Genomic DNA, 17,120 nt, shown 5'->3' with positions numbered 1-17,120 from the left:
GCTTGCGTCTACCATCGGCCGGTGACCCCGCCCCACCCCGTGCCGACCACCCCGCTGACCGTCGCCACCGTCCAGGCCACGCCGACACCCGGTGACGTCGCCGGCAACGCGCTGGCCGCCGCCGACCTGGTCCGCCGTGCCGGTGGGCAGGGTGCCCGGGTGGCAGTGCTGCCCGAGTTGTACCTCTGCGCGTACCATCCGCCGACCCTTGCCGCCGACCCGGCCGGCACCGACGTCGCGGCCGACCCGGCAGGCGCGGTCGCGGACGCCCGCCTCGACCCGCTGCGCGTCGCGGCGCGCGAGGCCGGCGTCACAGTGCTCGTCGGCGCCGCCGTCCGCCACCCGGACGGGCGGCGGACCATCGCCGCCCTGGTGGTCGACCGCGCCGGCGCGGTCCGTGTCGGGTACGACAAGCAGCAACTGTGGGGCGACGAACGCGAGCTGTTCGACGTGGGCGTACGGGGTGCCACGCTGCTGGTCGACGACTGGCGGCTCGGGTTGGGCATCTGTTACGACGGCTGCTTCCCCGAGCACGCCCGGGCCGCTGCCCTCGACGGTGCGCACGGCTACCTGTGCCCCAGCGGGTACCTGGCCGGCTCGGAACACCGCCGGGACCTCTACTACGCCGCCCGGGCACTGGACAACACGATGTTCGTGGTCTTCGCGAACGCTGTCGGGGGAGCGGACCCGTGGCGGTTCAACGGCGGCGCGGCGATCTACGACCCGCAGGGACGGGCGCTGGCCCGGGGCGCCGACGAGGGCACCGCGGTGCTCGTGGCCACGCTGGACCCGGCCGCGCTCGCCGCCACCCGGGCGGCCCATTCGATGCTCGCCGATCGGCTCCCGGACCAGGGTGGCCAGCGGGTGTCGATGTCCGGTTGAGCACCCCGTCAGGTCGACACCCGCCGGATCTGTTGGCGGACACGTCGGTCCCGTAGGGTGCCCGAGTGCCACTGCTCCTGCTGGACCTGGACAACACCCTGCTGGATCGGGCCGGGCCGTTCCGCCGCTGGGGTGAGCGCTTCCTGGACGGCATCGGCGCGCCCCCCACCGACATCGAGTGGCTCCTCTCGATCGACGCGGACGGTCTGACCGATCGCTGGGACCTGGCCGACGCGATCCGGGACCGCTACGAGCTGCGGATCCCCTCGATCGACCTGGTGGAGGAGCTGCACGACGGGGTGGTCGCGCAGACCCGGCTGGATCCGCTCATCGCGTGCGCGCTGCGGATCGCCGACGACGCGGGCTGGATCCCGGTAGTGGTCTGCAACGGCACGGTACGCGTGGAGGAAGCCAAGATCCGCCGGACCGGCCTGGACCGCTACGTCGCGGACTGGGTGATCTCCGAGGAGGCCGGGGTCAGCAAGCCCAACCCGCGCATCTTCGCGCTCGCCGCGCAGCGGGTCAGGATGCCCCTGCGTGGCGCCTGGGTGGTCGGGGACAGCCCGGAGGCGGACATCGGCGGCGCCGCGGCGGTCGGCCTGCCCAGCGTCTGGCTGCATCGCGGGCGTACCTGGTCGGACGTGCGGTTCGCGCCCAGTCGCACCGTGGACGGGCTGATCGCCGCGGTCGCCACCGTGCTCGCGAGCTGACGCGCGCCCGCCGTTCGGCGCGGCGGCGGCGGTAATTCGGTTGACCGGCCGGCGGGGCTGCGGCGAGCATTGTCGACGCAACGTGCACCCCGGGCGTGCGCCCGGTCGAGGAGAGGGGGTCGGTCATGGCCGTCTTCGCAGGTCGCTTCCAGCTGCCTATCTCAGCCTCGACCAAGGGAACCTCACCACAGTGCGCGATCATGACCTGCCGGCGCTCGAGCGCCGCAGCCGCGGCAAGCGCCGCTTCGACGACGACGAACCACAGTTCCTGAAGCGCGGGCGGCCCACCGAGCCGCCCGCCGACCCCGACACCGAGCCCGACCCGGACACCGGCGAGCACTGGTCGTCCTGGGACGACGCCGTGCACGGGCCGCAGCCGCACCCGGACTGGCTGGTCACCGAGCTGGCCGCCAAGGACACCGAACTGGGTGTGCTGAAGACCGGCAAGGAGGCGGACGTCCACCTGGTCCGTCGGGCGGTGCCGGACACGGACCGGTCCTGCCTGCTGGCGGTCAAGCGGTACCGGGACGCCCAGCACCGGCTGTTTCACCGCGACGCCGGCTACCTGGAGGGCCGTCGGGTACGCCGGTCCCGGGAGAACCGGGCGATGGCCGGCCGGACGGCCTTCGGCCGACAGATGATCGCCGGGCAGTGGGCCGCCGCCGAGTTCGCCGCCCTGGCCCGGCTCTGGGAGATCGGCGCCGGGCACGACCGGATCGCCGTGCCGTACCCGGTGCAGCTGCGCGGCACCGAGCTGATGCTGGAGTTCGTCGGCGACGCCGAGTCGGGGCTGGCCGCGCCCCGGCTGGCCCAGTTGCGTCCCGGCCCGGCCGAGGTACGCGACCTGTGGGCGCAGCTGGTGGAGGCGTTGCGCGTGCTGGCCCGGGCCGGGTACGCGCACGGCGACCTGTCGCCGTACAACCTGCTCGTGCACGCCGGCCGGCTCGTCGTGATCGACCTGCCGCAGGTGGTCGACGTGGTGGCGAACCCGCAGGGGCCCGACTTCCTGGCCCGCGACGTGCGGGTGGTGAGCGCCTGGTTCGTGGCCCGGGGGCTGCCCGTGGAGCAGGCCGATCCGCTCGCGCTGACCGGGGAGCTGCTGCGCGAGGCGGGTATCCGCTGACCGGGGCGGGTCGGGCGGCCCGGCCGTCCGACCCGCCCGCGTCGGTCACTGGAGGTAGCGCTCCACCTCCGGCTTGGGGCGCTCGCCCTGGGCGTCCGGGTCGCCGTGGGTCTCCCGGGCGGCCCGCCGGCGGCGCAGCAGGTCCCAGCACTGGTCGAGGGACTCCTCGAGGTCGCGCAGCCGGGCGCTGGCCTCGCCCTCGGTGCCCGACTCGGTGGCCTGGGCCTCGGCGCGCAGCTTGTGTTCCTCGTCGACCAGTTCGGAGATCCGGTTCAGGATGGTCTTGTCGTCCATGCCTGAGAGCCTGGCACAGGGTGCCCGGCGTCGCCCGGATTCGGGGGTACCGGTGCGTCCTCGCTCACGTCCTGGGATCGCGGCCCGTGCCCGGGCCGCGCGGAGCCCTGCCTCGCCGCCGGCCCGCCTCCCGGCGACCGGGCCGGAGTGATCACCGATCGGGCCGTCCGCGTCGTCGGTGGCCGGTCCCGACCTGCGCCGCGATCGCTCCTGATTGTCCACTCAGGAGTGAACTGGCTCACCACCACCACGGCAGGCCCGGTGCGGCTGTGGAATTCGCCCGGTTGGGGGTCTGGAGGTGGCTCGCGTTTGGTGAGATGCTTCCGACGCCCAGAAGGTGAAAGTCCCACAGTCCTGACCGTGCCAAGTGGACAATTGCGCGCGGTGGGACAACGAGGAGACGTGGTTTCGATGTCGCAGGTGTCCGATGCCGGCCCCGCCCCCCTCAGCACCGAGCCGCGGACGATCCCGCTGCACCGCGCCCTGCCCGCGCTGGTCCGTGATCCGCTCGCCGCGCTTGTCAACTTCGCCGACGCCGCCGCCGGCGAGGTCGTCCGGCTGAACCTGGGCACGTTCCGCCCGTACCTGGTGAGTCATCCCGAGCATCTGCAACGCGTGCTGAGGGACAACGTTGCCAACTACACACGCGACGGAGACGGGCTGCTCTGGCGACCGGTCCGACGCATCGTCGGCGACGCCATCCTGGTCGCCGAGGGCGAGATCTGGGAGTCCAGCCGGGGTGCGCTGCAACCGCTGTTCACCGCCAAACGGGCCGAGACACTTGTCGACAGGATGGCCGAGGCGATCAATGAGGCCGTCGACGAGTGGCTGGAGCCGGCCCGCGAGGGCCGCGCCATCGACGGCGGCGCCGAGCTGACCCGGATCGTCCTGCGCACCACCATGCGTGTGCTCTTCGCCGACCGGATCTCCGTGCCCGACGCGCTGCGCATCAGCGCCGCGCTGGACACGCTCACCACCGCGATGCTCCCGCGCCTGCTGGTGCCCTTCGTGCCGTACGCCGTGCCGGTGCCCGGCGACCGCGCCTTCAACGAGGCGGTACGGACCATCGACGAGGTGGTGCTGCCGATCGTCCGGGAGGCGCGTGCCCGGCCCACCGACGGCGACGACATCATCTCCACCCTCTGCCGGCCCCGGGCCGACGGAACCGAACCCGACGAGTACGCCATCCGCGGCGACGTGGTCGCCATGTTCTCCACCGCCACCGAGACCACTATCGCCCTGCTCTCCTGGCTCTGGCCGGTGCTGTCCTCCCGCCCCGACGTGGCCGAGCGGATGACCGACGAGATCGAGCGGGTGGTCGGCGCCGACCGGGTCGGCCGCGAGCACCTGCCCCAGCTGCGCTACGGCCGCATGGTGCTCGACGAGATGCTGCGGCTCTACCCGGCCGGCTGGATGATCCCGCGGACCGCGGTCGGCGACGACGTGCTGGGTGGAGTGCGCATCAAGGCCGGCGGCACGGTGCTGGTCAGCCCGTACGTCACCCAGCGGATGTCGACGTTCTGGGACGACCCGACGCTGTTCGACCCGGAGCGCTTCGCGCCGGAGCGACCCCGCCGACGGTACCGCTACTCCTACTTCCCGTTCGGTGGCGGCCCGCACCAGTGCCTCGGGCAGTACCTCTTCCTCCTCGAGGCGCAGCTCATCGTCAGCACCGTGCTGAGCCGCTACCGCTTCCGGCTCCGCAAACCCGTCGATCTGACACCCCGGCTGGGCGCCTCCCTGCAACCCAAGCAGCGGGCCGAGCTGCTCGTCACCCCTGTCGAACGTCCGGTCGCGTCGTGACCGGGGCGTCGTGGCCGGTGCGGACCGGTTCGGACGCCGTAGCCGAGCAGGGCCGGGCGGCCGCGCTCGCCGTGCGGGGCGTACGCGACCTCCAGGGCGTCACCGCCGCCCACCCGGAGTTGTTCGACGCCGCGCCGTTCGACGCCGCGCTGCTCAGCTCGGTGGCCACGGTGGTCGCCTTCATCGCGCCCTGGCACACCGCCGACGAACTGCGGATCACCACCCGTACCGTGCTCTGGTCCTTCGCGGCCGACTGGCAGGTCGACTACCTCGCCCGGTCCGCCGACGACGTCCGGCAGCTGGTGACCGACTGCCTGGCGGTGGCCGACGGCGCAGCCCCGCCACCGGGGAGCCACCTCGCCCGGCTGCTTGCCGACCTGCGCGACGAGTTGGTCACCGTGCCGGCGTTCACCAGGCTGCGCCCGATCTGGCGTGAGGAGTTGGCGCGGATGTTCGCGGCCGTCTCCCGGGAGTGGGACTGGAAGAACCTGCCGACCGACCCGTCCACCGGGCGACGCCTGCCGGACCTCGACCGCTACCTGGACAACGCCGACAACTCCGCCTGCTCCTTCGTCAACGTCACCCACTGGATCGCCAACGGCGACGAGCGGACGCTCGCCCAGCTGACCGACCTGCTGGACGTCGGTAGGGGTGTGCAGCGCGTGGTGCGGCTGATCAACGACCTCGCCACCCACGGCCGGGACGCCGAGTGGGGCGACCTCAACGCGTTGCAGCTCGTCGACGATCCGACGCAGGTGCACGCCCGGCTGGCCGAACTGACCACCCGTTCCCGGGGGGACCTGGCGTCCCTCGCCGAGCGGTGCCCCCGCCAGGCGGAATACCTGCACCGGCAGATCTCCTTCACCGGCGGTTTCTACCAGCTGTCGGACTTCTGGGGCACGCGCGATGAGTGAGGGCTCCCCCCGGGTGCTGGCACAGCCGGCCACCGACGCCGCCGCGCGCGAGCTGATCGCCGGCCTCGCGCTGCGGCCGTGGGGGCAGGTCGCCGCCTCGGTGTACGAGAGCGCCCGGCTGGTCGCCGGCGCGTCCTGGCTGCCGGGACATGACAAGCGGGTCGGGTTCCTGCTGCGCGAGCAGCGTCCGGACGGCGGGTGGGGCCCACCCGAGGGGTACGCCCTGGTGCCCACGCTCAGCGCCACCGACGCGCTGCTCGCCGTGCTCGCCGACGGCGGATGGCCCGGGGCGGACCTGCTCGCCCCGGTGGCGCGCGGGCTGGACGCGCTCACCGGCCGGCTGCTCGCCATGCCCGCGCGGGCGCTGCCGGACACCCCGGCGCTGGACCTCATCGTCCCGGCGCTCGTCGAGTCGATCAACGAACGGATGGCCCTGCTGGACCGGGCGGTCGCCGACCGGCTGCCCCGCCCGCGGCTGGCGCTGCCCGCGGGGCTCGGCCCGGACCGCCTGCGGGCGGTACGGGCCGCGGTGGCCGCCGGGGCTGCGCTGCCGACGAAACTTGCCCACTTCTACGAGGTGCTGGGCGCGACACCGGCCGACGCCGGGCCGACCCTCACCGCCGTCGGCGCGTCGCCCGCCGCGACCGCCGCCTGGCTGACCGCCGCCGGCCCGGACGCCGGCCCCGCCGCGCACGCCTTCCTGCGGGAGCTGATCCGCGAGGGCGACGGACCGGTGCCCTGCCCGACCCCGATCACCGTGTTCGAGCGGGCCTGGGTGCTCAGCGGACTCGGCCGCGCCGGCGTCGCGGTCAACCCGCCGGCCACCGTTCTGCGCATCCTGGCCGCCGCCACCGGCGCCGAGGGCGTCGCCACAGGCGAGGGCCTGCCGACCGACGCCGACACCACCTCGGTCACGCTCGACGCGCTGGCCCGCCTCGGCCGCCCCGCGGACCCGGCCGGCCTGTGGGCGTACGAGACGGCGGACGGCTTCTGCACCTGGCCGGGGAGCGAGGACGGCTTCTCGGTCACCACAAACGCCCACGTGCTCGACGCGTTCGGCCAGCACGTGGCCGCGCGGCCCGGCGTGGACGCGCGGTACCACCGGACTGTCGAACGGCTCAGCGTCGTGCTGCCGGCCCACCAGCTCGCCGAGGGCCCCTGGCAGGACCGGTGGCATGCCTCGCCGTACTACGCGACTGCCTGCTGCGTGCTGGCCCTGGCGGAGTTCGGCCGCGGCGGCCCGGCGGCCGAGGCGGTGGACCGGGCGGCCCGCTGGGTGCTGGAGAGCCAACGCGCCGACGGCTCGTGGGGGCGCTGGGGCGGCACGGCCGAGGAGACCGCGTACGCCCTGCAGGTGCTGCTGGCCGCGCCGACGGGAGCGCCGCGGGTCGCCGACGCGGTGGCTCGCGGCCACGCCTACCTGCACCAACCGTCCGGCCGGCCGCACCCTCCACTGTGGTACGGCAAGGAGTTGTACTGTCCTACGGCGATCGTGCGCGCGGCGGTGCTGGCCGCCTGCCGGCTGTCCTCCGTCCACCTGGTGGGCGTCGACCGTTCGGTGGTGGATTGTGGTTACCAGGTAACAAAAACAACAACTTGAGGGGTTGTGTGGACACTGCTAGCGTACGCAGAGCCTCAGCCCCATGTGCCCCGCTGTGGCGGGACGACGTCGCCCTCATGATCACCCGTTGATGAGCTGAGTCAACGCCCGGCCTGGGACGGTTCAATGCGTTCTCGCGGTACGAGTATCCGCACCAAGGTTGTTGCCCTGCTGCTCTCCCTTGTCGCGCTCTGGATGTTCGCGGCATGGGTGACCCTGCGCGACGGCTTCAACCTGCTCGGTGTCCAGCTGATCAACAGCAAGGTCTACGCGCCCACCGAACCGCTGTTGCAGGAGCTCCAGTTGGAGCGGCGGCTGACCCAGGCGTACCTGAGCAACCCCGGTCCCGAACAGCGGGCGGCGCTGGAGGCCAAGCAGCGCGAAACCGCGAAGCTGGCCGCGGACTTCGCCGGATCGGTCGACAACTGGCAGGTCGACGTGGCCGGCAGCTCGGCGCTCGACGCCCAGCTGGACTCGACGATCGCCCGGATCAACTCGCTGGAGCAGACCCGCGCGCAGGTGCTCGGCCGCTCCGTCGACCGGATCGCCGCCGCCGACGCCTACACGAGCGCCATCGCGTCGATCTTCCAGGTCTACGACGTCACAGGCAGTCTGGACGACAAGGCGATCGCCGCCGACGCGGCGGCCCTGATCCAGCTCAACCGGATGAAGGAACTGGTCTCCCAGGAGGACGCGCTGCTCAGCGGCCTCTTCGGCAACGGTCGGATGAGTGGGCCGGAGTACGCCCGCTACGTCAGCCTGGTCGCCGCCGAGCGGTACCTGGGCGAGGAGACCCGGACCCGCCTCGCCGACGCCGACGAGCGCCGCTACCAGCAACTCGTCGAGGGGGAGGCGTTCACCCGGCTGCGCGCCGTGCAGGACAGCATCATCCGCGAGGGCCGACCGACGACCCAGTTGCCGGTCAGCGCCGAGCAGTGGCGCGGCACTGTGGAACCCGCGCTGGCCGCGGTCAACGACGTCGTGGTCGCCGGCGGTGAGGGCATCGTGGACCGGGCCACCGGCGTCGCCGTGATGGTCGTCGTCCGGCTGGTGCTCGCCACCGGTCTGGGTCTGCTCGCCGTCATCGCCTCCGTCGTCATCTCCATCTCCACGGCCCGGAACCTGCTGCGCCAGCTCGAACGGCTCCGCCAGGCCGCCTGGCAGCTCGCCGACGAGCGGCTGCCGCGCGTGGTGGAACGACTCGGCCGGGGCGAGGAGGTGGACGTCGCGACCGAGGCGCCCCCGCTGGAGTTCGGCACCGACGAGATCGGTCAGGTCGGCAAGGCGTTCAACGCCGTCCAGGAGACCGCGCTGCGCACCGCCGTCGAGCAGGCCGACCTGCGCCGCAACGTCCGCGAGGTCTTCCTCAGCCTGGCCCGACGCACCCAGGCGCTCGTGCACCGCCAGCTCACGCTGCTCGACGCCATGGAGCGGCGTGAGCACGACGCGGAGGAGCTGGAGGACCTTTTCCGGGTCGACCACCTGGCCACCCGGATGCGGCGCAACGCGGAAAACCTGATCGTGCTCTCCGGCTCCACCCCCGGCCGGGCCTGGCGGCGCAACGTGCCGATGGTCGACGTGGTCCGTGGCGCGGTGGCCGAGGTGGAGGACTACACCCGGGTCAACGTCCTGCCGCTCGGGCCGGTCTCCCTCGCCGGCCGCGCGGTCGGCGACATCATCCACCTGCTCGCCGAGCTGATCGAGAACGGCCTGTCGTTCTCACCGCCACACACCACTGTTGAGGTACGCGGTCAGCTGGTGGCCAACGGGTTCGCCATCGAGATCGAGGACCGGGGCCTCGGCATGAGCGAGGAGGACCTGGCCGCGGCGAACCACCGCATCGTCGACCAGTCCGAGCTGAACCTCGCCAACGCCGCCCGGCTCGGTCTCTACGTGGTGAGCCGGCTGACCGAGCGGCACGGCGTGCGGGTGCGGCTCAAGGAGTCGGCGTACGGCGGCACCACAGCCGTGGTGCTGATCCCGCTGGACCTGGTCACCGACAACGGCCCGTCCCCGGAGGACTCCGGCGCGATGCGGACCGGCTCGCCGGCCGTCGCCCTGCCCTCCGGCGCGAGCGGCGACACCGGCCGGCCGTCCGTCCTCGCGCCGGTCGCGGTGGCGGCCGAACCGGGAACGACAGCCCCGCCGGCGCCCGTCACCCCGGACGGCCCGCCGGTGCCCGACACCACCAGTACCGTGACAGCGCAGGCCGACGGCGTCGACGTGGACGCCGCCCTGCCCACCCGTCAGCGCACCCCGCAGGCCACCGGCACGCCGGACCTGCCCACCCGGGCCCGGCGCCTTCTGGGCCAGCCCGCCCTGGAGGCCCCCACGGTGCCCACCGGACTGCCCGCGGTCGACCCCTCCCGCCCGACGGACAGCGCCAGCGAGCGCTCTCCCGAGGCTGGACTGCTGCCGGCCCGCTCCGAGGCCGACCGCACCGACTCGGGCCTGCCGGTCCGGGTGCGACAGGCGAACATCGTGCCCGAGCTGCGTGACGACCCGGCGGCGACAGACACCGACGACGAGGACGTGGCACGCCCCCCGGAGCAGGTGCGCCGGATGATGAGCTCCTACCAGACCGGCACCCGACGCGGTCGTACCGACGCGGCGCGACTGCTCGGCGGCGGAGCGGGCACCCCGCCGAGCGCGACGCCCGAGCCGGGTGACGAGGACCAGCAAGCTACCTGACCGGCCGCCGAGGATGCGGATCTCCGCACGGTGTGACGGTCAGCCCCCAGACGAATACGGCGCAACAGCCGGGCGAGAAGAGGACGACGAAGTGGCGCAGAAGACGGCTTCGAGTGCCGACCTGACGTGGTTGCTGGATGATCTGGTGGGCCGGGTCAAGCAGGCCGAGCACGCGGTCGCGCTCTCCACCGACGGACTGTTGATGGCCTCCTCCCAGGGATTGAGCCGGGACGACGGCGAACACCTCGCGGCGATGGCCGCCGGCATCCAGAGCCTGGCCCGGGGCGCGGGGAAGCGCTTCGGTGGTGGGCAGGTGCAGCAGACCATCATCGAGATGCAGTCGTCGTTCCTGTTCGTCACCGCCGCCGGCCGCAACGCCTGCCTCGCGGTCCTGGCCACCGAGGACGCCGACGTCGGCCTCATCGCCTACGAGATGGCGATGCTCGTCACCCGGGTCGGCAAGTACGTGGCCTCCCCGTCCCGAGGCGTCGAGCAGCCGGCCGGCGAGAAGTAGGGCCCATGACGGTGCAGGGAGACTCCGCAGACCATCAGTGGGTGGACGACCATGCGGGCCCGGTGGTGCGCCCGTACGCGGTGACGCGTGGCCGGGCACGCCCGGTCACCGGCACGTTCGACCTGATCTCCCTTGTCACCGCGACCCGAGCCGAGGTCACGCCGGAGGTCGGCCTCGGCCCGGAACACCTGGCGATCGTCGGGCTGTGCCAACGCATACAGTCCGTCGCCGAGATCGCCGCCCATCTCGACCTTCCGGTGGGCACCATCCGGGTGCTCCTCGGCGACCTGGCGGCCCGCAGCCTGGTGCAGGTCCGCGAGCCGCAGACCACGGCCGGTCTTCCCGACAACAGCATCTTCGAGGCGGTAATCAATGGACTACGGGCACTCTGACCGGCCGGCGGGAGCGACCCCACTGCCCACCGCGATCAAGATCCTGGTCGCCGGTGGGTTCGGCGTGGGCAAGACCACAATGGTCGGCGCGGTGAGCGAGACCCGGCCGTTGCGCACCGAGGAGGTGCTGACCGAGTCCGGTGTCGGCATCGACGACCTGTCCGGGGTGGAGGGCAAGACCACCACCACCGTGGCGATGGACTTCGGTCGGATCACCATCAGCGACGACCTGGTGCTCTACCTGTTCGGCACGCCCGGGCAGGACCGGTTCTGGTTCGTCTGGGACGAGCTGGCGCTCGGCGCTATCGGCGCGGTAGTGCTTGCCGACACCCGCAGGCTGGCCGACTGCTTCCCGTCCATCGACTACTTCGAGGGTCGGGGCACCCCGTTCGTGGTCGCCGTGAACTGCTTCCAAGGCGCCCGCACGTACCGGTTGGACGAGGTGCAGGCCGCGTTGAACCTGGACCCGGGTGTGCCGGTGCTGCTCTGCGACGCCCGGCAGCGCGAGTCCAGCAAGGAGGTCCTCGTGACGCTCATGGAGCACGCCATGAAGACCCGCGAGGCCCGCCGCCGCGCGGCCGGGGGAAACTGACAGGGGTTTCTCGGGAGAGGGTGTCCGGAACGGCCCCGGCCGATCGTCATGCTGGTGATACCCCGAGAAACCGAGGGAGCGACCAGATGAAGTACCTGATGTTCGTGTGTAGCGACAGCGAGCCGGACACCGACCCCACCCAGCTGCCCGACATCCACAAGTGGGTGGCGGAGAACGACTCCCGTGGCCGCCGCCTGACCGGCAACGTGCTGGCGCCGACCAGTGCGGCCACCACCGTCCGTGTCCGTGCCGGCGAGCTGCTGGTCTCCGAGGGGCCGTTCGCGGAGACCGCCGAGGTGATCGTGGGCTTCGACCTGCTCGAGTGCGCCGACCTGGACGAGGCGATCGAGGTGGCCCGCACCCACCCGATGGCCCGCGAGGGGCGACTGGAGCTGCGGCCGTTCGCGGACCTGCCCGACTGACCGGATGACCCACGCCGACCCGCCAGCCGGCGCGGTGGCCGCGGCGGGCGCCGTCGCGGCCGCAGGCGTCGAGGCGTACCCCCGGATCGTCGCGACCCTCATCCGGTTGACCGGGGACTGGGCGCTGGCCGAGGACTGCGCCCAGGAGGCGTCGGCCGTGGCCCTGGAGCGCTGGCCCGTCGACGGCGTGCCGGCCAACCCGGGCGGCTGGCTCATGACGGTGGCCCGCAACCGTGCGCTCGACGTGCTGCGCCGGGCCGCCGTCGAGCGCCGCAAGCTGCACGACCTGGGGCTGCTCACGCCGACGGACGGGCCACCCGGGCACGACCTCGTGGACGACAGGCTGCGGCTCATCTTCACCTGCTGCCACCCTGCGCTCGCGATGGAGGCCCGGGTGGCGCTGACGCTGCGCACCATCTGCGGCGTGCCCACCGCCGACATCGCCCGGCTCCTGCTGGTCAGCGAATCGACGATGACCCGGCGGCTGACCCGGGCCCGCGCCCGCATCGCCCAGGCGGGCATCCCGTACCGGGTGCCGAGCGGGCCGGCCCTGACCGAGCGGCTGCCCGGCGTCCTCGCCGTGCTGTACCTGCTGTTCACCAGGGGCTACGTCGCCGACGGCGAGCCGGCCTTCGCCGACGAGGCGGTCCGGCTGGCCCGGCTGCTCGACGCGCTGATGCCCCGGCAGTCCGAGGTGGCCGCCCTGCTGGCGCTGATGCTGTTGCAGCACTCTCGCCGGGACGCCCGCCGGGACGCCGCGGGCAACCTGCTCACCCTGCACCGCCAGGATCGCGCACGGTGGGACCGCGCGGCCATCGCCGAGGGCCTGGCCGCCCTTGCCCGGGTACGCCACGACGGGCCGTACGCGTGGCAGGCCCGGATCGCCGCCTGCCACGCCATCGCCACCTCGGTCGACGACACCGACTGGCCGGCGATCGCCCGGGCCTACGACGCGCTTGCCGACATCCGGCCCTCACCGGTGATCGGGCTCAACCGCGCGGTCGCGCACGGCTACGCGTACGGGCCGTCCGCCGGGTTGGGCCTGCTCGACGCGGCGCAGGCCGGGGGAGGGTTGGACGGCAGCCCGCTCGCCGTGGCGGTACGCGCGGATCTGGTCGCTCGGCAGGGTGACCGGCTGACCGCCGCCGCGCTGTTCCGGGAGGCCGCCGGGATGGCCGGTTCGACAGCCGAGGGCCGTGCGCTGCTCAACCGGGCGGACGGCCTCGCTCGCCGGACCGCGTGATCGCCACCCCGCGCCGGTGACGAACGGCCCGGAGACGACGCAGGCTCCCTCCCGCCTCGGCGGGAAGGAGCCTGGTGACGTCGTCGGTACGTCAGTTGGCGATCATGCGGCGCAGCACGTACTGCAGGATGCCGCCGTGCCGGTAGTAGTCCGCCTCACCCGGGGTGTCGATCCGGACCACCGCGTCGAACTCCACGCCCGTGTCGGTGCTGACCCGCACGGTCCGCGGGGTCTCGCCGTCGTTGAGCGCTGTCACACCGGTGATGGTGAACGTCTCGGTGCCGGTCAGACCGAGCGACTCGGCGGTGGTGTCCACCGGGAACTGCAGCGGAAGCACACCCATGCCGATCAGGTTGGAGCGGTGGATCCGCTCGTACGACTCGGCGATGACCGCCCGGACGCCCAGCAGCATGGTGCCCTTGGCCGCCCAGTCCCGCGACGAGCCCGAGCCGTACTCCTTGCCGGCCAGGATGACGAGCGGGATGCCGGCCTCCTGGTAGGCCATCGAGGCGTCGTAGATCGAGGACTGCTCGCCGGTGAGGTGGTTGACGGTGAAGCCGCCCTCCACACCCGGCACCAGCTGGTTACGCAGCCGGATGTTGGCGAACGTGCCCCGGATCATCACCTCGTGGTTGCCCCGGCGGGAGCCGTACGAGTTGAACTCGTGGCGCGGCACGCCGTGCTCGGCCAGGTACGTGCCGGCGGGGGAGTCGGCCTTGATCGAGCCGGCCGGCGAGATGTGGTCGGTGGTCACCGAGTCACCAAGCTTGGCCAGCACCCGCGCGTCGGCGATGTCGACGACAGGGCTCGGCTCCTGCTGCATGCCCTCGAAGTACGGGGGCTTGCGCACGTAGGTGGAGTCGTCGGCCCAGGCGAAGGTGTCGCCGGTCGGGGTGGGCAGCGACTGCCACCGCTCGTCACCTGCGAACACGTCGGCGTACGCGGCGCTGAACCCGGTCGCGCCGATCGCCTGGGCGATGACGTCCTGGATCTCGGCGCTGTTCGGCCAGATCTCCCGCAGGAAGACCGGGTTGCCGTCGCTGTCCTCACCGATCGGCTCGTTGGCCAGGTCGATGTCCATCGTGCCGGCGAGGGCGTAGGCGACCACCAGCGGCGGGGACGCCAGGTAGTTCATCTTGACGTCCGGGTTGATCCGGCCCTCGAAGTTCCGGTTGCCGGACAGCACCGACACGACCGACAGGTCGTGCTCGTTGACCGCGGCGGACACCTCCTCGGGCAGCGGGCCCGAGTTGCCGATGCAGGTCGTGCAGCCGTAGCCGACCAGGTTGAAGCCGAGCTTGTCCAGGTACGGCGTGAGGCCGGCACGCTCGTAGTAGTCCATGACGACCTTGGAGCCCGGCGCCAGGGTGGTCTTCACCCACGGCTTGCGGGTCAGGCCCTTCTCCACGGCGTTGCGGGCCAGCAGGGCCGCCCCGATCATCACCTGCGGGTTGGACGTGTTGGTGCAGGAGGTGATCGCGGCGATCACCACGGCGCCGTGGTCCAGCTCGTACTCGACGCCGTCGGCGCCGGTGACCCGGATCGGGTTGCTGGCCCGGCCACCCGCTCCGACCGCCGCGGTCTCCAGGTCTCGCGGCTCGTCGGCCGGGTCGCTGAAGTCGTTGGCCGGCGGGTCGCTGGCCGGGAAGGACTCGGCGCTGGCCTCGTCGGCCGGGCCGTTCGCGCCGCGCGGAAGCTCCTCGCGGGGTACGCCCGGCTTGAGGTCCCGCTCACCGACGGAGTCGTCGGCGACGTAGTCGGTGAGCGCCGAGCGGAACAGGGTCTTGGCGGCGCCCAGCGGCACCCGGTCCTGCGGGCGCTTCGGGCCGGCGAGCGACGGCTCGATGGAGCCCAGGTCCAGCTCCAGGCGCTCGGAGTACTCCGGCTCCGCCTCCGGGTCATGCCAGAGGCCCTGCTCCTTGGCGTACGCCTCGACGAGCGCGACCTGCTGCTTGTCGCGGCCGGTCAGCTCCAGGTAGCGGATGGTCTCCGCGTCGATCGGGAAGATCGCCACGGTGGAGCCGTACTCGGGGGACATGTTGCCGATCGTGGCCCGGTTGGCCAGCGGCACGGCGCCCACGCCCGGGCCGTAGAACTCGACGAACTTGCCTACCACGCCGTGCTTGCGCAGCATCTCGGTGATGGTGAGCACCAGGTCGGTGGCGGTGGTGCCGGCCGGCATCTCGCCGGACAGCTTGAAGCCCACCACGCGGGGGATCAGCATGCTGACCGGCTGGCCGAGCATCGCGGCCTCGGCCTCGATGCCGCCGACGCCCCAGCCCAGCACGCCCAGGCCGTTGACCATCGTGGTGTGCGAGTCGGTGCCGACCACGGTGTCCGGGTACGCCTGGCCGTTGCGCTCCATGATCGTGCGGGCCAGGTACTCGATGTTGACCTGGTGCACGATGCCGGTGCCCGGGGGGACGACCTTGAACTCGTTGAACGCGGTCTGGCCCCAGCGCAGGAACTGGTAGCGCTCCTTGTTGCGCTCGTACTCCAGCGCGACGTTGCGTTCGAAGGCGTCCTCGCGGCCGAACAGGTCGGCGATCACCGAGTGGTCGATGACCAGCTCGGCGGGGGCGAGGGGGTTGACCTTGGTGGCGTCGCCACCCAGGTCCCGTACCGCCTCACGCATGGTGGCCAGGTCGACCACGCAGGGCACGCCTGTGAAGTCCTGCATGAGCACCCGCGCCGGGGTGAACTGGATCTCCACGCTCGGGTCGGCGGCGGAGTCCCATCCGCCGAGCTGGCGGATGTGGTCGGCGGTGATGTTCGCGCCGTCCTCGGTCCGCAGCAGGTTCTCCAGCAGGATCTTCAGGCTGTACGGCAGCCGATCGTGGCCGTCCACCTTGTCGATCTTGAAAATCTCGTAGCTCGCGTCTCCGACGCGTAGCTGGGTCTTCGCACCGAAGGTGTCGAGGCTCGCCACGTCGTACTCCTTCACACCAGCGACCGTGAGTAGTCCTGAGCAGTCTGTCGCACCGGTCGGGGTGCCGCCGAGGTTAGGTGACACTTACCGCCGATTCCGCTCTCAACAAAACCGTACGTCCGTCTTGCTAGTTCCGCAAGCCGAGGCGCTCGCCGCTCGGTTCCGTCTTACCCCTAGCCTCCTAGGACGACTTGCGCCGTGTGCGGCCGATCTCCACGGCCGGGCCGCGACGGCACGTACGACAGGCTCGCCACGGGTAGGGTTCGATGCCCGCCGGGGAAGGGGTCCACTGTGTTCGACGTCCAGCACTGGCTCACGTCCCTGCCACCGATCGCCGTCTACCTGCTCGTCGGCGGGGTGATCGGCGTCGAGAGCATGGGAGTTCCCCTGCCCGGCGAGATCGTCCTGGTCAGCTCTGCTCTGCTCGCCGCCACAGGTGTGGTCGAGCCGGAGTGGGTGGCCGCCGCCGCGGCCACAGGCGCGATCGTCGGCGACTCCATCGGGTACGCGGTGGGCCGCCGAGGCGGACGACCGTTGCTCGTCCGGCTGGGCCGGCGCTTCCCCCGACACCTCGGCCCCGCCCAACTCGTCCGCGCCGAGCAGAGCTTCGCCCGGCACGGCGTGTGGGCGGTCTTCTTCGGCCGGTTCGTGGCACTGCTGCGGATCCTGGCCGGGCCGCTCGCCGGGGCACTGCACGTGCCGTACCGGCGCTTCCTGATCGCCAACGCGGCCGGCGGGCTGGTCTGGGCGTTCGGCACCACCTATCTGCTGTTCAGTGTGGGTCGGGCGGCGGAGCACTGGCTCAAGGACATCTCCTGGGCCGGCCTGGCCCTCGCGGTGTTGGCCGGCCTCGCCAGCACCTGGTGGCTGCGGCGACGGGCCCACCGGATCGAGACCGCCTCGCCGACCCCGGATGCCGAGCCGACCCGAGCGGTCAGCGAACTCTGACCTGGACGCGACGAAGGGCCGGACCCCGTGGGTGGGGTCCGGCCCTTCGTCGTTGGGTGGTGC

15 protein-coding genes are annotated in these 17,120 nt (G+C 72.4%); 13 read left to right on the top strand and 2 right to left on the bottom strand.

Translation table 11 applies throughout. The annotated features are described in order from the left end of the window. Nucleotides 1-21 precede the first annotated feature (21 nt). From ACFY1S_RS29195 to ACFY1S_RS29185, 3 genes are all read left to right on the top strand, one after another. Entirely contained in the window at nt 22-882 is an 861-nt protein-coding gene (locus ACFY1S_RS29195) for a carbon-nitrogen hydrolase family protein (RefSeq protein ID WP_387124114.1), read from the top strand. A gap of 65 nt (nt 883-947) precedes the next feature. After that, nucleotides 948-1,592 carry an HAD family hydrolase gene (locus ACFY1S_RS29190; RefSeq protein WP_387124112.1) on the top strand — a complete coding sequence of 215 codons (645 nt, stop codon included), beginning with the start codon at nt 948-950 and terminating at the stop codon, nt 1,590-1,592. Between the two features lie 190 nt (nt 1,593-1,782). Then, a complete protein-coding gene (locus ACFY1S_RS29185) occupies nt 1,783-2,715 on the top strand; it encodes a serine protein kinase RIO (RefSeq protein WP_387124110.1) in 933 nt (310 codons plus the stop codon). A gap of 45 nt (nt 2,716-2,760) precedes the next feature. Here the strand turns inward: ACFY1S_RS29185 and ACFY1S_RS29180 are convergent, their stop codons facing one another. Next, nucleotides 2,761-3,009, bottom strand: a complete 249-nt coding sequence (locus ACFY1S_RS29180) for a DUF2630 family protein (protein ID WP_387124108.1) — start codon at nt 3,007-3,009, stop codon at nt 2,761-2,763. Between the two features lie 465 nt (nt 3,010-3,474). Between ACFY1S_RS29180 and ACFY1S_RS29175 the strand changes: the two genes are divergently transcribed. The 9 genes from ACFY1S_RS29175 to ACFY1S_RS29135 all read left to right on the top strand — a co-directional run bounded on the left by ACFY1S_RS29175 (nt 3,475) and on the right by ACFY1S_RS29135 (nt 13,180). Next, a complete protein-coding gene (locus tag ACFY1S_RS29175; protein ID WP_387124165.1) occupies nt 3,475-4,812 on the top strand; it encodes a cytochrome P450 in 1,338 nt (445 codons plus the stop codon). Further along, nucleotides 4,809-5,726 (top strand): terpene synthase family protein, encoded by a 918-nt coding sequence (locus ACFY1S_RS29170; protein ID WP_387124106.1) that lies wholly within the window; start codon nt 4,809-4,811, stop codon nt 5,724-5,726. The genes ACFY1S_RS29175 and ACFY1S_RS29170 overlap by 4 nt, the downstream gene beginning before the upstream one ends. Then, complete coding sequence (locus ACFY1S_RS29165; RefSeq protein WP_387124104.1) at nt 5,719-7,326, top strand: prenyltransferase/squalene oxidase repeat-containing protein; 1,608 nt, start codon at nt 5,719-5,721, stop codon at nt 7,324-7,326. The genes ACFY1S_RS29170 and ACFY1S_RS29165 overlap by 8 nt, the downstream gene beginning before the upstream one ends. A 126-nt stretch (nt 7,327-7,452) precedes the next feature. Then, nucleotides 7,453-10,017, top strand: coding sequence for a nitrate- and nitrite sensing domain-containing protein (locus ACFY1S_RS29160; protein ID WP_387124102.1), 2,565 nt, complete (start codon nt 7,453-7,455; stop codon nt 10,015-10,017). 91 nt (nt 10,018-10,108) lie between these two features. After that, nucleotides 10,109-10,531, top strand: a complete 423-nt coding sequence (locus ACFY1S_RS29155; protein ID WP_139586819.1) for a roadblock/LC7 domain-containing protein — start codon at nt 10,109-10,111, stop codon at nt 10,529-10,531. 5 nt (nt 10,532-10,536) lie between these two features. After that, a complete protein-coding gene (locus ACFY1S_RS29150) occupies nt 10,537-10,923 on the top strand; it encodes a DUF742 domain-containing protein (RefSeq protein ID WP_357355436.1) in 387 nt (128 codons plus the stop codon). Continuing rightward, the gene (locus tag ACFY1S_RS29145; protein ID WP_387124099.1) at nt 10,904-11,515 is read left to right on the top strand and encodes an ATP/GTP-binding protein; all 612 of its coding nucleotides are present in this window, start codon (nt 10,904-10,906) and stop codon (nt 11,513-11,515) included. Before ACFY1S_RS29150 ends, ACFY1S_RS29145 begins: the two co-directional genes overlap by 20 nt. Nucleotides 11,516-11,601: 86 nt before the next feature. Continuing rightward, a complete protein-coding gene (locus ACFY1S_RS29140; protein ID WP_387124097.1) occupies nt 11,602-11,937 on the top strand; it encodes a YciI family protein in 336 nt (111 codons plus the stop codon). A gap of 4 nt (nt 11,938-11,941) precedes the next feature. Then, nucleotides 11,942-13,180, top strand: coding sequence for an RNA polymerase sigma factor (locus ACFY1S_RS29135; protein ID WP_387124095.1), 1,239 nt, complete (start codon nt 11,942-11,944; stop codon nt 13,178-13,180). A gap of 91 nt (nt 13,181-13,271) precedes the next feature. On the opposite strand, the gene ACFY1S_RS29130 is transcribed toward ACFY1S_RS29135, so the two are convergent. Then, entirely contained in the window at nt 13,272-16,124 is a 2,853-nt protein-coding gene (locus ACFY1S_RS29130; RefSeq protein ID WP_364362765.1) for an aconitate hydratase, read from the bottom strand. Nucleotides 16,125-16,400: 276 nt separating this feature from the next. Between ACFY1S_RS29130 and ACFY1S_RS29125 the strand changes: the two genes are divergently transcribed. Further along, nucleotides 16,401-17,057: a DedA family protein gene (locus tag ACFY1S_RS29125; protein ID WP_387124093.1), complete on the top strand. Its 657-nt coding sequence runs from the start codon at nt 16,401-16,403 to the stop codon at nt 17,055-17,057. Nucleotides 17,058-17,120: the final 63 nt, after the last annotated feature.

The sequence above is a fragment of the Micromonospora sp. NPDC000663 genome (genome assembly GCF_042898105.1).
In the GTDB taxonomy this organism is placed as follows: Bacteria; Actinomycetota; Actinomycetes; order Mycobacteriales; family Micromonosporaceae; genus Micromonospora.
This window is presented reverse-complemented; position numbering and strand designations above follow the sequence as displayed.